Here is a 16,047-nt window from a genome sequence, read left to right on the forward strand (position 1 = left end):
TTTTTTGTTTAGTCCAATATAAAGAGTATAAAGCGTGAAACTGCCTGAACATCTTAACCCCAAACGTTCTTTTCAGGGACTAATCTTAACTTTGCAAAATTATTGGGCACACTATGGATGTGCAATTTTGCAACCTTACGATATGGAAGTCGGAGCTGGGACTTTTCATCCAGCAACAACATTACGCTCTCTAGGGCCACGCCCTTGGAAAGTTGCTTATGTCCAACCCTCTCGACGTCCAACAGATGGCCGATATGGTAAGAATCCAAATCGTTTACAACACTATTATCAATTCCAAGTGCTTCTCAAACCCTCTCCGCTCAATCTACAAGAACTTTATATAAAGTCGCTACAAGCTATCGGGCTTGATACAAAACTGCATGATATTCGCTTTGTTGAAGATGATTGGGAAAGTCCCACTCTTGGTGCTTGGGGGCTTGGATGGGAATGTTGGTGCGATGGAATGGAAGTCTCTCAATTTACTTATTTTCAACAAGTGTGCGGCATTGAATGCGCTCCTGTTTCAGGGGAACTCACATACGGTCTTGAGCGTCTAGCGATGTATATCCAAGGGGTTGATAACGTCTATGACCTTAACTTTAATGGTTTGGAGGGAGAAAACAAAATAAGTTATAGAGATATTTTTTTACAGGCAGAACAGGAATACTCATATTATAATTTCGAATTTGCTGATACAAAACTGCTCCATCAGCACTTTATCGATGCAGAACGCGAATGCAGCGCACTTCTTGATGCTGGAAAACCAAATAAAGAAAATGTATTCCATCGCTGTGTTTTTCCTGCCTATGATCAATGTATTAAAGCGAGCCATATCTTTAATCTTTTGCAAGCACGTGGCGTTATTTCTGTAACCGAACGACAAAATTACATTCTTCGCGTTCGTAATCTCGCGCGCCGTTGTGGGGAAGCCTTCTTACTCACAGAAGCTGGACAAATATATACTGGAGAAGCCTAATGTCTGATCTTCTTCTTGAACTTTTCAGTGAAGAAATCCCCGCACGTATGCAACGAAAAGCTGCTGCTGATCTTAAGAAATCTGTTACAGATCAACTTGTGAATGCTGGATTGATCTATGAAGCTGCTCGTGAATATTGGACACCTCGTCGGCTAACATTGGACATACGCGGACTTTCCACACGCTCCAAAGATGTCCATGAAGAACGCAAAGGTCCCAGTATAAAATCACCACAGCATGTAATTGATGGTTTTCTACGTGCAACAGGATTAAATGATGTTTCTGAAGCGCATATTGGACATGATGATAAAAAAGGTCATTTTTATATTGCTAAAATTGTTAAAAAAGGTCGAGCTGCAGAAGAAATTATTGCCGATATTTTACCGGATATTATCCGCAACTTTCCGTGGCCGAAATCTATGCGTTGGGGAAAAGATTCAGCACAAAGTGGTACTTTGAAGTGGATTAGACCTTTACAAAACATTCTTTGCATCTTCGGACCAGAAATTGGTGAAACACATGTTATTCCGTTTACAATTGGTTCTCTTAAAAGCAATAATTTAACTTATGGTCATCGTTTCTTAAGTGATGGAGAGCCATTTCAAGTGCGCCGCTTTGATGACTATGTTACTCAACTTGAAACCCATAAAGTCATTCTGGATGCCGAAAGACGAAAGAATATTATTTTAGCTGATGCCCAAAATCTCTGCTTTGCAAACGGTTTAGAACTGGTTCAAGATAATCCCCTCCTAGAAGAAGTTGCTGGTCTTGTTGAATGGCCTGTTATCCTGATGGGTGATTTTGACAAATCATTCCTTGATATTCCTCCAGAAATTATTCGCTTGACCATTCGAGCCAATCAAAAATGTTTTGTCACCCGCAAACAAGGAGAAAAAGTAAAACTTTCTCATCATTTTATTCTCGTTTCTAATATTCTTGCAAATGATGAAGGCAAAGAAATTTCGAAAGGAAATAGTAAGGTTGTCCGTGCCCGTCTTTCTGATGCACTTCATTTTTGGCAAACCGATCAGCGTGATTTGCCTGATCTTCAACAATTGGAATCTTCTATAAAAAAATTTCAACTTGATATAAAAAAACCTCTCGATCAAAGAATGGCGCGACTTGATCATTTGAATGTAACTTTTCATGCTAAATTAGGTACACAAGGAGCAAGGGTAGAACGCATTGCTGCACTCGCACAAGAAATTGCCCCTTTGATACAAACAGATCCTCTTTTAGCAAAACGTGCAGCCATCCTTGCAAAAGCTGATTTGCAAACAGAAATTGTCGGAGAATTTCCTGAACTACAAGGTGTTATGGGGCAAAAATACGCCCTTCTTCAAGGGGAAGATCCTCGCGTAGCTGTAGCAATCGAAGACCATTATAGACCTCAAGGACCAACAGATCGTCTTCCACAAGAACCACTTGCTATAACCGTTATGCTCTCCGACAAAATTGACATGCTCGTTGGCTTTTGGCTCATTAATGAAAAACCAACGGGCTCAAAAGATCCCTATGCGTTAAGACGAGCAGCATTGGGAATTATTAGGCTTGTACTTTCGCGAGATTGGAAAATCAATCTTATGCCGCTGTTCCAGTTAGCAACGAATCTTTTCTTACAACAAAAAAATAAATATGAAATCTCTCAAAGAGAAAATTCACAATTGCAGAATCTGCTTCCAGAAAAAACAGAATATATTTTATCAGATCTGTTATTCTTTTTTCATGACCGTCTGAAAATCCATCTAAAAGAGGAAGGCGCTCGTTACGATGCCCTTGAAGCCGTTTTAAATAAAGATTCTGATGATTTTTTATTGGTTGCACGTCGTGTCGAATCGCTTATCGCTTTTATCAATACCCATGATGGAATGAACTTTGTAGCCTCTGTAAAACGTACTGCCAATATTCTTGAAAATGAATTTCAAAAAAGCACAACAATAGCGAATGAAATTAATCCTGAGCTCTTTATCGAGAAAGAAGAAAAGCAGCTCTATCATGCAATCTGTGAAGTAGAAAGAAAGGTTCTTGCTCCCATCAATGCAACAAATTTATCATTTGCACTCAGTGTGCTAGCGCCACTTGGAAAATTGATTGATATATTTTTTGAAAAAGTATTGGTGAATGATAAAAAACCTGATGTTCGTGCTAACCGTCTTGCTCTTCTCAAACATACTCACATTGTTACACAATCGGTTGCAGACTTCTCAAAACTTGTCATTTAAAATCAAAATACCCTATTAACTGATAAAAACAATGAAGATAATTTTTTCTTTTTTATGACTTTTATTAATTAATATTGAGAAAATTATGCAACCAAAGAGACTGTTCTTTATCTCTCAAATATCATTAATTAAGATATGTTTTCATTTTGATAAATGATTCTTTCTCAAGAGACTCTTTGATAAGTTCATCTGCCTTGTTAGAATCTATTTCCCTTGCAATAAGGGTACGTGCTGTAGAAATTGCCAAATCAATCGCTGATGAAGAAACCATGCGTATTGCATCCGCTTCTGCTTGGGCAATTTTTTGTTCTGCCAATTTATTGCGGTTTTTTACATATTCTTCTGCCTTTGCACGTGCCTCAGCAATAACAGATTCAACTTCATGCTTTGCTGCTGCAATAATTTCTTGCGCATCTTTTTCTGCTTCTGCATGTTTGCGTTGATATTCAGCCAATATTTCTTGTGCTTCTTCACGAAGACGCAGAGCCTCATCCAGTTCATCTTTGATACGTTTCGCACGCGCATCAAGATGGTGTATAACCCTCTGTGGAATTTGGAAATAGACTAAAAGAGCCAAAAAAAGAACTAACCCAACAAATGCCCAAAAAGTATCAGTCATCTTTGTCTTCCTCAATAATCCGCAGTTTTAACAACTGAACGAACAGCCTCTTTGCTGATATCAACGTCAATCAATTTTTTCACAATTTCAAGAGCTACTTCTTCAGCGATAGAACCAACATTTTGCATCGCTTTATCCCGAATTTTTGCTATCTGTTTTTCAGCATCTGCGAGTTTTTTCTCTAAACTCTCTTCAATTTCTTTCCGTTCAAGCTCTGCCTTTTCTTTTAATTCTTCACTAGCTACCTGCGCTATAGCCTGCGCGTTCAAACGCGCTTCTGCTAATTTCCGCTCATAAGTTTCAACAACAATGTCTGCTTCTTGCTTCATGCGCATTGCCTGATCTAAATCAGATGCGATTCGATCTCGCCGTGTTTCAATAACACCGCCAATACGTGGTACAATTACACGGGAGATAAAAAGATAAAACAGTCCGAAAGAAATTGCCAACCAGAAAAAATGCGAACCAAAATGCACAAAATCAAAAGGCGGAAACACACGATTTGCATGCTCTGCCACCTTTTTAATATGTTCTATCGACGTTTCAGTGTTCTGTGCATAAGCGCTTGAAACAAACATCTTCTTTCATCCTTTAAATAGCTTATTAAAGCCCTCTATAACCGATGATAACTGACAAACATCTCTCTGGCATCTCTCTAGTTAAGAGCCTAAAAGGGTAAATCTTTCCTCATGCAAGAACAGATATACCCTTTTGATAATGATTAAACCCCAAAAAGAAGTAATAAAGCAATGAGCAATGAAAAAATTCCCAAAGCTTCTGTTACAGCAAAACCAAAGACGAGACGTCCAAACTGACTATCTGCTGCTGATGGATTTCGTAATGCACCAGAAAGATAGCTACCAAAAATATTACCAAGTCCTAAAGCTGTTCCAGCCATACCAAAGCAAGCAAGACCAGCGCCAATATATTTTGCTGCAAGCACCATTTCCATGTTATTCTCCTTTAAAGCGAAATTGCATTATTCGACGGAAAACCGCCAGTTCTATTAATGTCCTGGATGAATTGCATCATTAAGATACATACAAGTTAAAACCGTAAAGACGTAAGCCTGAAGAAATGCGACCAAAAACTCAAGAGCAGTAATTGCTACAGTCATAATAAGCGGTAAAATCGAACCACCCACACCTACAATTCCTACCCCAATCATTGAAACAACAAACCCAGAAAACACTTTAAGCGTAATATGACCAGCAAGCATATTCGCAAAAAGACGAAGAGAAAGACTAATTGGACGGGAGAGAAAAGAAATAACCTCAATCATTGTCACCAGAGGTAAAACCACAACAGGAACTCCACTGGGAACGAACAGTTTCAAAAAACTGACCCCATGCTTATAAAAGCCATAACCAATCACCGTCAAAATTACCACCATTGCTAACGAAAACGTGATCATGATTTGAGACGTAACCGTATAAAAATAAGGAAAGAGACCAATAAAGTTAGCAACCAAAATAAAAGTAAACAGAGAAAAAACTAAAGGAAAAAACTGCATTCCCTGCACACCAGATGATTCCCGCAGAGTCGATGCTACAAATTCATATGCCATTTCCGAAAGAGACTGCATCCGCGTTGGAACCAATCCACGACTCGATGATGAAATAAAGAGAAAAATAGAAGTTACAACAACCGTGAGAACTGTAAACAATGATACATTTGTAAACGATAAATCCATATTTCCTATGGAAATCTTAATCAGCCTTAAAACCTCAAACTGATGAATAGGATCTGGAGCGTGCGCTGTCACTTCAACCTCATTTATCGGACCTCTCATTGGCCCCTTTATTTTGTTTATCTTGGCGCAATACGCCTTTTTTTCCTAATTGACTGGAGGAAACATACCCCACAGACCGAAGAATACTCAATACACCAGCAGCAAATCCAAAGAAGAGAAAAAATACCAATCCCCAAGGCCATGAACCTGCTAACTTATCAAACCCCAACCCCAAAACAATACCAACTATAATACTTGCCAGAAACTCACTGGAAAGCTTAATTGCACCTGCCATCCTTCCTTGTGATTTTTCCCGCTTATTCCTATGCTCCCGCTTCTTTAATGCTTGCTTGCGCACTAAAGCTACGCTTAAGTTCCTACTACGACATTCCAAATCCTCTGAATGAAGACACTCTCCTTGCTTTTCCTCTTCAGCCTCCTTACGGCTCATAACGGGTTTCTCGCCCATCGCCATCATTGGCTCCTTAATTAAAAAGCAACGTAAGAATACATTTCATAAAACCGTGTGCATCATATTGTTCCCGAATTTATTCGTCAAGATACTAAAAGAAATCTATCACAAGTTATCGTATAAATTTTATTGCAGAAATAACGTATTTTTCAATTTACATGCTTTCTTAAAAAGATATTCCAAGCACCTAAACCGATTTCACGACAGCACCCGTGAATGTATAACGAAAAGTTCACGTGAATAATATAAAACTCATAGAACAACCATTTTTACACTTAACAAAAGGTGTAAACCAATACCATCTTATTTTCCGACTCCCAATGTTATATCAGTCCTAGTTTTGAAAGAGAACATAGAAAGCTAAAAACAGTATGAGAGCGTTGGTTTTCTCCTTTTATTCGAATAAACTTGCACTTTTTATTTTATGAAAATGAAATAATCAATGGTTTCTATATGATCCTATTCGCAAAGTATTTTACATCCGCCATTACAGGCCTCATCACGAAATGAGCTTGAGGGTATTAAGAGAAGGTCCTTTAAATACAAGATATTAATAAATCCAAAATTTCAAATAGATTAAGCCAATAGAACACAATAAAATTTAAATACGATTACCATACTACTTTATACAATTTTAATCCACTTTTATGAATTTCGCTCTTTACAATTGAATATCCGTAGATTCAGCAAATATTTTTGCTTTTTATTCAGACAAACTATCGTAAGCAAAAGCGCTTATTCATAAGCTTTATTTTTATGAAACGATAATCTAATGCTGCTTTTCAAACAAGCATCATAATTACATTCCCCTACCCTCATATTGCATCTATTCTTGCACTTTAATGACCCATTAAGAGGATTATGTACTCTTTCTTAAATACTCCCTATTAAACTCTTCTCATGAAATGATTATCAATAAAATTAAAACTTTAGCAAATAAAACTTTTTCTTTTATGAAAAGAAAGATCATTGAAAAAACTTATTTTTAAGATTCTTAAGTATAGATTTCATTCACTTAAAAAATTAAAGAGTTATCATTTCTTCTTAGAACGTGTCGCAAAAGGATTATCAGAGGCTCGTAATGATATGCGAATGGGTATACCAGACATATCAAATGTTTCACGTAACCCATTGACAAGATAACGCAAATACGACTGAGGCATACTTTTGGGGCGCGAGCAGGAAATCATAAATCCAGGAGGACGTGTCTTAACCTGTGTGATGTATTTAACCTTAAGTCGACGTCCAGAAACCGCAGGAGGTGGATGATGTGCCACAACAGTTCCAAGCCATTGGTTCAATTTAGCCGTCGAAATGCGACGATTCCATACACGGTGCATCATCATGACATTTTCCATCAGTTTATCAATCCCTTGACCATATTGTCCTGATAAAGGAACAGCTCTCAAACCACGAACTTGAGGAAGAAATCGCGCACATTTTTCATGCAAATCAATCAATGTGGTCTGACTGTTTTCAATAAGGTCCCACTTATTGAAAGCAATAACTGGAACACGCCCTTCACGAATCACAAGATCAGCAATTTGTAAATCCTGCTTTTCAAAAGGTATCGTTGCATCAAAAACAATGACCACCACTTCTGCAAAACGAATAGCACGCAAAGTATCTGCAACAGATAGTTTTTCTAATTTTTCTTGAATTCTCGACTTTCGACGTAAACCTGCAGTATCAAAAAGTTTAATATGACGACCACGCCATTCCCAATCTACAGAAATAGAATCACGCGTGAGTCCTGCTTCTGGTCCTGTTAACAATCGCTCTTGTTTCAACATACTATTGATAAGAGTGGATTTTCCTGTATTGGGACGCCCCGCAATTGCAATCCTAATGGGCTTACTTTCATCGTAAATAAGCTCTTCTTCTTCCAAATCCTTTACATCATCACCAACAGATGCAGGTTGTATCATTCTATCTTCTTCTTTGTTGTTGCCAAAAACATGCTCTGACCCAACAGCATCTATAATTGCATCACGCAGATCACTAAGTCCCAAACCATGTTCAGCCGATATTGGGCATGGCTCTCCCAAACCTAATGACCACGCCTCATACTCTCCTCCTGTTGCCGCTCTTGACTCAGACTTATTGGCAACAAGCACAATTGGCTTTCCTGATTTGCGAACCAATGAAGAAAAATTTAAATCACTTGGTGTTATTCCGCTCTTTGCATCAAATACAAATAAAATAAGATCCGCTTCATCAATTGCAACTTTTGTATGAGAACGCATACGCCCCTCAAGTGTATGATCACCTGCTTCTTCCAGCCCAGCCGTATCAATCACATCAAAACGTAGATCTTGAAGTTTTGCCGCATGAATACGCCGATCACGTGTTACACCAGGCTTATCATCAACCAAAGCCAATTTTTGCCCAACCAAACGATTAAATAGTGTTGACTTCCCAACATTGGGACGACCAACGATAGCAATGGTAAGGCTCATCGATTTATTCCTTATTTGCCTTGCCCTCAGCTTGTATAAGCTCAAGCATCATTCGAGCCCGATCTGTTATTTTTAAACCCAAAGAACCTTCTTCAGAAATTTTCTTAAAATAATAAACCGCCTCATCCATTTTATCCGCCTTATAAGCAGCTAAGCCTAAAGCTTCTCTTGCAGACATACGCATAGGATCGGTATCACTTGCCATATCTTTGATGCGCTTTTCAACATCAGCTAATGTCCCTGTATCAACCAGAATATAAGCCGCCCGAATTTTTGCAACTTTCTGCAAAATCTGCGGTGCTTTCTCATCCGCTGCAACAGAATCAAAGATCTCCACTGACTTAATAATATCACCTTTCTCCATGAGTAAAGAAGCCTCACGTAAACGAGCAAGAAAAGGATACCCCCCAAAATGAGAGGTTTTAACAGTTTCTAATTGCTTTATCGCTTTATCAAAATCACGTGTATCCGCAAGATCAAGACTCTTTACAAATGCATCACCAATATAACCAGCTTTCTTTATTTGTGTATGATGATAAACTTGATAAGCAACTATCATGAATATAAAAAGAACAGCCGCTCCAATAATTGAAAAACCATACCGTCTCCAAAAAGCAAGCGCCTTTTCCTGACGAAATTCTGCATTCACTTCAGCAATAAAACTATCATACGACATATATCATACCTTGAAAAAAGTTACTTCACCTGTGCTTTTACGCATAAATGGATAAAGATGGTAGCCCTAATTAACTAAAAATCTTTAAATTGCTCGTTTATTTATTTTAAATCAACATGTAGCCAATTCAATCAGATTTTTGCAACAGTCTTAATCGAAAATGATGTAAGCACCCTGTTTGTTCACATTACAGCTTTTACATATTATGAAAAATTCACTGCCTTAATATTTATCATGATTGCCTATCATCTCAAGCGAACTTTCTCTCCATTATATAGAGGAATAATCTTTTAAAGTCTTCAACCGCAATCGTTGGTTGTATTGGATTATACAATTATAATAGAAAAACCAATTCTTGAAAAAACTTGAATAAACAGTAAATTTCCATGAATATCTACTAAAACCAAATAGATAAATTTTTATCTGTATCAAAAATACCGAAGCGCCATGATTACAGTGTGGTATAATTCCAAATCTTCAGTTAAAGCTCTTTATATAAAGTATATCCCTTCAACTTATCTTCATACGATTAACAACCTTTTATAATTGATTCTTAAAGTTTCTAAAAATATCCTATTGTAAAGGCCAAACCCACATAAGCATTGGAACAGCAATAATAACGATCAACACCGCCAATGGAGCACCTAAACGTGGATAATCACTAAAACGATATCCTCCTGGCGCCATCACGAGCATATTACTTTGATGTCCAATAGGTGTAAGAAACTCACAGCCCGCACCAATTGCAACAGCCATCAAAAAAGCTTCAGGCTTATAATGAAGGGAATGAGCAAAACTTGACGCAATTGGTGCTACCATCATCACTGTTGCTGCATTATTCAAAAATGGCGTAACCAACATAGCTGTCACCAACATAAGCGCTAAAGCACCGGATGGCGGGAAAAATATTGCCAATTGGCTCAGCCATTGACCAATGAGATCCGTACATCCTGTTTTCTCTAACGCTTCACTCACTGGAATAAGAGCCGCTAATAGCACTAATATTGGGCCATCTAATGCCTGATACAGATCACGCGCGGGCAAAACACGAAAGATCACCATTGCAGCAGCAGCAGAAAAGAAAGAAAAAGCAACTGGAACAATATGAAAAGCTGTAAAAATAATTGCTATAAATAAAACAGCTAAAGAGATGAAACCATGTCGTAAATTTCCAAACACAATATTTCGTTTTGCTAGGGGCAAGCATTTCAATTCTCTTAATAAATTTGGAATAACTGCATCCTGTCCTTGCAAAACAATCACATCTCCAAGATGGAAAATAATATCATCAAGTCTTCCCCGCACCCTTTCATGTTGACGACTTAACGCAAGCAAATTTACATTATAGCGATCAAATAAAGAAAACTCTTTCGCACTAATACCGATAAGAGGTGAATTATGGGTAATGACTGCTTCAATAATATCACTGTCCTTATCACCTGCAACAATAGTTCCCCCCTTAAAAAACTCTAAACGAGCAGAGTTCATCACGCTATCTAACCCTGTATGTGATCCTTCCAGCAAAATAATATCATTTTCAGACAAAACAAAATCTGGTAATGGTGAAATAGATACTTTGTTTCTGATGATTTGAATCACCATAACATCACCACTTGATGGCTTAACCAAATCAACAATATTTTTTCCCACAATCGGTGAATTTATTGGAATATGTACTTCTGCAACATAATTACGAATATCAATGGCATCATCAAACGATACACCTGAACGCACACGCACAGGCAAAAGCCAATAAAAACAGACCAAATATACAACACCAGCCGTCGCAACAACCGCACCAACTGGTGTAAAATCAAACATAGTAAAAGGTGTTCCTACTAAACGTTCTTGCATCGCTGAAATAACAACATTGGGAGATGTTCCTATCTGTGTCATAAGCCCCCCCAACAAAGAACCAAAGGCCATGGGCATCAAAAAGACAGAAGGAGAAACCTGAGAACGACGTGCAAACTGAAAAGCTATCGGAAGCATAATCGCCAAAGCACCAATGTTTTTAACAAACATTGATAATACGACAACAGAAAGAACCAAAAAAGCTAATTGAAGACGCACCGATTTCACGTCTGGCCATATCCGTTGGATAATAAATTCCATTATACCAGAGCGAGATACAGCAGTACTGACAACAAACACACTCCCCACGATAATAACGATATCATTACTAAAACCGCTAAAAGCTTCCTTCGGACTGACAAGACCAAGGGCACAAGCTATTAATAAAGTACAAATAGCAACAAGATCATAACGAAATCGATCCCAAATAAAAACAACCATCATGAGACCAATGATCGAAAAAGCCATTATTTGATTTTCTGTCATAACACTTACCTCTCCCCATTAAATTATAATGAACAAGAACATATTTTTTATGTTTTAAATATTCCTATAAACAGCAGCAAGATAAAAGCAGACATCGAAATATTTTAGGATAATTTTAAAGTGATAAAAAATTATGATGCGCATAAACTTGCCTCTCCTTATTATGCGTGCTTTTCTATAAAGTGCTGAACCCAAAGAAAATTGATAAAAGTTGATAAAGCTATATTGTAAAAAAGATGAGAATAACTCTAATATAGAGAGTAGATAATTGTTGAAACTGGTACACGCTATATTTAAACCTTTGTCGTTGCTTAAAAGAATTTATCTTCACTCTCAATTCAAAGAGTGGTAAAAATGAAAGAAGAAAGAATGGTCAATCTTAATAGTGGGTATCAAAGTAACCTCAGATATTGGCTCACTTGCATTATTGGATTTGTTGCTATCTTGGCAATTATAATTGTTGGTGGATTTTATATTGCAAAACCCTATCTTGACAGTTTTGTAAGAAAAGAAATAGCCCGTCATTCCATAAAAGCCAAAACATCTGAAGTAAGCATTCTAGGTAAAATCAATTTGAAGAATGTGACATTACCTGTTCCAGCTGGTACATCACTTAAAATTGGTGCCATTTCTGCCCGTCCTCCTCTTTCCTTTATTCCCGGAACTTTTACATTTTATAATGTTGATTTAAAGCATAATAATATTCATGTGCAAATTCCCCAAATTTCTCTTCGGAATGTATCCTTAAAAGAAAAGGATAGAACGATAACATCACGTCTTTTACAATCAATGATGCGTATTGAGCTTTCCTCAATTATTGCTCCCAATATACAACTTTCTATAGAAAATAAAAATAACCGAACAGAAACGGTTGAAATCAAGAATTTCCAGCTTTCTGATTTTAGAAATAACCATATCCATTCAGTTAGTATCAAAAATATGGATCTTAAAACGGTCGTAGCAAATGGTGCCAAACAGATGCAACTTATGGCTAAAAGTGATACAATAAAAGCCCATGATATCGATATCAACTATGCCTACTCTATCATTTTTGGAAAAAACAATGCTCTCAATCAAGGTAAAACCGTTACTGGCCCCATTTCTTTGAATAATATAAGTGTCGATATTTTTGAAGAGGCAGAAAAAAACAGCTCTTTCTTCCTTGGACAGTTTAAAACATCTGGTTTAAAGATGAAACCGCTTGAACAAACTCCTGAAAAATTAATCAAAGCTTATCTTAATGCAAGAAAAGAGAATAATAAAATCGCTGAAAAAGTAGCACAAAATGGTCTTCTTCTAAACATACTGCTCGCCATTACCTCAGCGGATGCCAAAGTTGATAATATCACTGTTGATATACCGCAGTTGAAAGCAACGCTCGAATCATTCCAATTCAAACCAAGTTTGTGGAAACAGCCTATCCCTAAAAAGCTTTTTCTTTCTCTCAATAACCTTTCCGTTTTACCTAAAAAAATGAATGAAAAAGACTTAAATTTGCTTAAAAAAATCAATCTTGAGCGCTTTAATGTTTCAGGAAAAATTGATATTTCTTACGATGAAAAAAAACGTATGCTCTTTCTTGATACAATGTCTTTCAATATGAAAAACGTTGGATCTGGGAACATATCTGCTAAGGTTATTGATGTTGATGAAAAGCTTTTTTCTGGTCAGAAAAATATAATGATTGCTGCGTCTCAAGACCTTGGCATCAATGAAATTAATATACAATATACGGATGCAGGTTTCATTGATAAGCTTTTTTCTTATCTTGCGCAAAACCTTAATGACAGCCAACATGATCTAAAAAAGGAACTTTATGACGATTTCTATCTAATGATGACGCAGACCCCAAAAATTCTGATAAAAAATCATGACGAAGCAGAAAAAATTTCAAAATCCTTAGGAGAATTTGCTAAAAATTCACAAACATTGATCGTTAAAATTAAAGCAAACGATAATAAAGGTCTCGCAATAGTTGATCTCGAATCTGCTCTACAAAATGATCTATCCAAGGCTTTAAGCAAAGTACATCTCACTATTAAAAATGAAACATCACCTTAAACATTTTGTGCTTTAAACATGATGATCTTACCTATAAATTAAGAACTTTATTCCTCTTTTTTCTTTTATATGATACAGAAGGTATCACACAGAGTCATTTATACAGAGAATATAGAATCTAAAATTGTCGATTCTTGGAGTTGTTCATGTCTGATTTATCTTCAAATCGCCTGCCTAATCGCGCTTCTCGTGTCACCAATCAAGCGCTTTCTGCTATCGAGCGTTTTCTCCATATTGAAGCTCTTAGTGGTGTTGTTCTTTTATTAGCTGCTGCTGCTGCACTTATTTTTGCCAATTCTAAATATGCTGCTTTCTATGAATCTTTTTGGCATACACCTCTTGGCTTTAATTTGGGTCATTTCACTCTTTCATGGGATTTACATTTCTGGGTTAATGATGCCCTTATGACTATTTTCTTTCTCGTCGCAGGAATGGAAATTCGACGCGAAATTCATGAAGGTGCTCTTGCCGATTTTAAACAAGCAATCTTACCAATTGTTGCTGCAATAGGGGGCGTTTGTGTTCCTGCAATTATTTACTTTATCTTCAATTTTAACGAGGGACATATCCGCGGTTGGGCTGTGCCAACAGCAACAGATATTGCCTTTGCTCTAGGTATTCTTGCTCTTCTAGGAAAAAAAATTCCTTCTAATCTTCATATTATTCTTCTATCATTAGCAATTATTGACGATATTATCGCTGTTCTTATTATTGCTTTTTTCTACTCAACAAACATTGATCCTAGCGGTTTAATGATTGCAGGAGTAGGTATTGCTTTGGTACTATTTTTTCAGTGGATCGGGCTTGCATCAGCATGGCTTTACATTTTACCTGGTGCAATCATTTGGTGGGGTTTAATGGTAACAGGTGTTCACCCATCGCTTGCTGGCGTAATCTTAGGGATGATGACTCCCGTTCTTCCTACCCGTACTCTTGTAGCGCCACTCACCATGCTCAGTAACGCTATGCAAATTCTTCAAGAAAAAAATACAAAAACAGATCTGCATCATATTTCAACAGCATTGAAAAAGATGCGCAAAGGACAACGGGACATGATTGCCCCAGTAACACGTGTTCAAAAAGCATTGCATCCATGGGTTGCATACGGTATCATGCCAGTTTTTGCCTTCGCAAATGCAGGAGTAAGTTTTGCAAACTTTGATCTTTCTTCTGACAAATCATTCTTGATTGTTCTGGGTGTTGTCATTGGTCTTTTCATCGGTAAGCCTCTTGGTATTATCACTGCCAGTTATATAGCTGTAAAATCAGGTCTATGCCGCCTACCCCCTCATATGACTTGGACAGGTGTTTTACTCATTGGTTTTTTAGCAGGAATTGGCTTTACAATGTCTATTTTTGTTTCAATGCTCGCTTTTAAAGATATTATTCTGCTTGATGCGGCAAAAATTGGGGTCCTTTGTGGCTCAGGTTTATCTGCCCTTATCGGTCTGGGATATGGATTTATTTATATTAAGCGCAATAAAGGAATTTCTCATAGTTCCTAACAAACTAACTGAAAATACATTTTTATGCAGAACTTTTAAAAAGCGATTTCGCTCATTTGTTGGGTTCGGACGATATTTAATGTAAAAGCTGTTGTCTCGCCTCATCTTTACACTTATGAAGGAGAAAACTAACATCATCATACTATTTACGAGCCTCTAATGTTACAACACCTTTGACTCTTAAAAAGACTTATAAGAGATATTTTTATTCCTTTCTTCAATATTCTTTTACTCATGCACCAGCTCCACTCATGATATGCACAGAAATGATTTTAATTGTTTCAATATAAAAGGCTTCGTGGTTTCAGAAAAGCTGCCTTTCGTCAGGACTATTATTCACTATAAAAAAATTAATTATTATGAATCAATATCTTATGTTTAATCATACGAAACAGATAAGAATAAGCAAAATTCAATAATCAGTTAAGTAATTCCATGGTTTATTTTTTTTCAATAAACCACCCTCCTCGTTACTGATTTTATTGCGGTATTCTAAATAACTTTAATTTTTATCTGCTTAAAAGCACATTATTTTTGGATAAAAAATATTTAATTTATCATTATAAATCTTGAATGGAGTTCAAATATCGTATGATTTCTTCATTTCAAATCTGTACATGATAAATCAATCAAGACTATTCTCTTACACGTCACAAGCCGATGAGAAATATGGATTATTTGAAGAAAGAAGACTGCTTCACCATATCCATACAAGAGTTGTTCAACACAAAAACTAAAAATTAAATGATGACGGCCAACTGACACCTTTGATCTAAGAAGGAGATGGGGCGCACAATGGCTTTACCGTTATACCATTCATGGTCGGTGCCGTGAAATGGACTTGAGAGATATTTTTTCAAAACAAGCACGTAAATTGGCACTATAATAGCGTTTTGTTTTACGTGAAAGGTATATACGATTTAAATAACGCAATAAACAAAAACGTGAACCAATGTGTAATATCCATTATTTAAAAGATATTGCT

12 protein-coding genes are annotated in these 16,047 nt (G+C 36.8%); 4 read left to right on the forward strand and 8 right to left on the reverse strand.

Features of this window, described 5'->3' with window-relative positions:
- Positions 1-34 precede the first annotated feature (34 nt).
- Both ACFINS_RS04095 and glyS read left to right on the forward strand, forming a co-directional pair.
- The gene (locus ACFINS_RS04095) at positions 35-976 is read left to right on the forward strand and encodes a glycine--tRNA ligase subunit alpha (protein WP_375606430.1); all 942 of its coding nucleotides are present in this window, start codon (positions 35-37) and stop codon (positions 974-976) included.
- Entirely contained in the window at positions 976-3,198 is a 2,223-nt protein-coding gene (gene glyS, locus ACFINS_RS04100; protein ID WP_375700870.1) for a glycine--tRNA ligase subunit beta, read from the forward strand. The genes ACFINS_RS04095 and glyS overlap by 1 nt, the downstream gene beginning before the upstream one ends.
- A gap of 124 nt (positions 3,199-3,322) precedes the next feature.
- Here the strand turns inward: glyS and ACFINS_RS04105 are convergent, their stop codons facing one another.
- The 8 genes from ACFINS_RS04105 to ACFINS_RS04140 form a co-directional block, all read right to left on the reverse strand.
- On the reverse strand, positions 3,323-3,817 hold the full coding sequence (locus ACFINS_RS04105) for a F0F1 ATP synthase subunit B (protein ID WP_375612090.1): 495 nt from the start codon (positions 3,815-3,817) through the stop codon (positions 3,323-3,325).
- Between the two features lie 11 nt (positions 3,818-3,828).
- On the reverse strand, positions 3,829-4,395 hold the full coding sequence (locus tag ACFINS_RS04110) for a F0F1 ATP synthase subunit B (RefSeq protein WP_273790398.1): 567 nt from the start codon (positions 4,393-4,395) through the stop codon (positions 3,829-3,831).
- Between the two features lie 143 nt (positions 4,396-4,538).
- Entirely contained in the window at positions 4,539-4,769 is a 231-nt protein-coding gene (locus tag ACFINS_RS04115; protein ID WP_005773968.1) for a F0F1 ATP synthase subunit C, read from the reverse strand.
- Positions 4,770-4,823: 54 nt separating this feature from the next.
- Positions 4,824-5,582: a F0F1 ATP synthase subunit A gene (locus ACFINS_RS04120; protein WP_375612111.1), complete on the reverse strand. Its 759-nt coding sequence runs from the start codon at positions 5,580-5,582 to the stop codon at positions 4,824-4,826.
- Positions 5,583-5,589: 7 nt separating this feature from the next.
- A complete protein-coding gene (locus ACFINS_RS04125; RefSeq protein ID WP_375612110.1) occupies positions 5,590-6,024 on the reverse strand; it encodes an AtpZ/AtpI family protein in 435 nt (144 codons plus the stop codon).
- Between the two features lie 1,031 nt (positions 6,025-7,055).
- A complete protein-coding gene (gene der / locus ACFINS_RS04130; protein ID WP_375612088.1) occupies positions 7,056-8,480 on the reverse strand; it encodes a ribosome biogenesis GTPase Der in 1,425 nt (474 codons plus the stop codon).
- 4 nt (positions 8,481-8,484) lie between these two features.
- Positions 8,485-9,156 carry a tetratricopeptide repeat protein gene (locus ACFINS_RS04135; protein ID WP_375612087.1) on the reverse strand — a complete coding sequence of 224 codons (672 nt, stop codon included), beginning with the start codon at positions 9,154-9,156 and terminating at the stop codon, positions 8,485-8,487.
- A 573-nt stretch (positions 9,157-9,729) separates the two neighbouring features.
- Positions 9,730-11,496: an SLC13 family permease gene (locus ACFINS_RS04140; RefSeq protein ID WP_375612086.1), complete on the reverse strand. Its 1,767-nt coding sequence runs from the start codon at positions 11,494-11,496 to the stop codon at positions 9,730-9,732.
- A 354-nt stretch (positions 11,497-11,850) separates the two neighbouring features.
- Here ACFINS_RS04140 and ACFINS_RS04145 point away from each other — a divergent pair, with 354 nt between their 5' ends.
- Both ACFINS_RS04145 and nhaA read left to right on the forward strand, forming a co-directional pair.
- A complete protein-coding gene (locus ACFINS_RS04145; protein ID WP_375612085.1) occupies positions 11,851-13,557 on the forward strand; it encodes a hypothetical protein in 1,707 nt (568 codons plus the stop codon).
- 146 nt (positions 13,558-13,703) lie between these two features.
- The gene (gene nhaA / locus ACFINS_RS04150) at positions 13,704-15,062 is read left to right on the forward strand and encodes a Na+/H+ antiporter NhaA (protein WP_375650707.1); all 1,359 of its coding nucleotides are present in this window, start codon (positions 13,704-13,706) and stop codon (positions 15,060-15,062) included.
- Positions 15,063-16,047: the final 985 nt, after the last annotated feature.

Source organism: Bartonella sp. AA2SXKL (assembly GCF_042197205.1).
Classification (GTDB): domain Bacteria; phylum Pseudomonadota; class Alphaproteobacteria; order Rhizobiales; family Rhizobiaceae; genus Bartonella.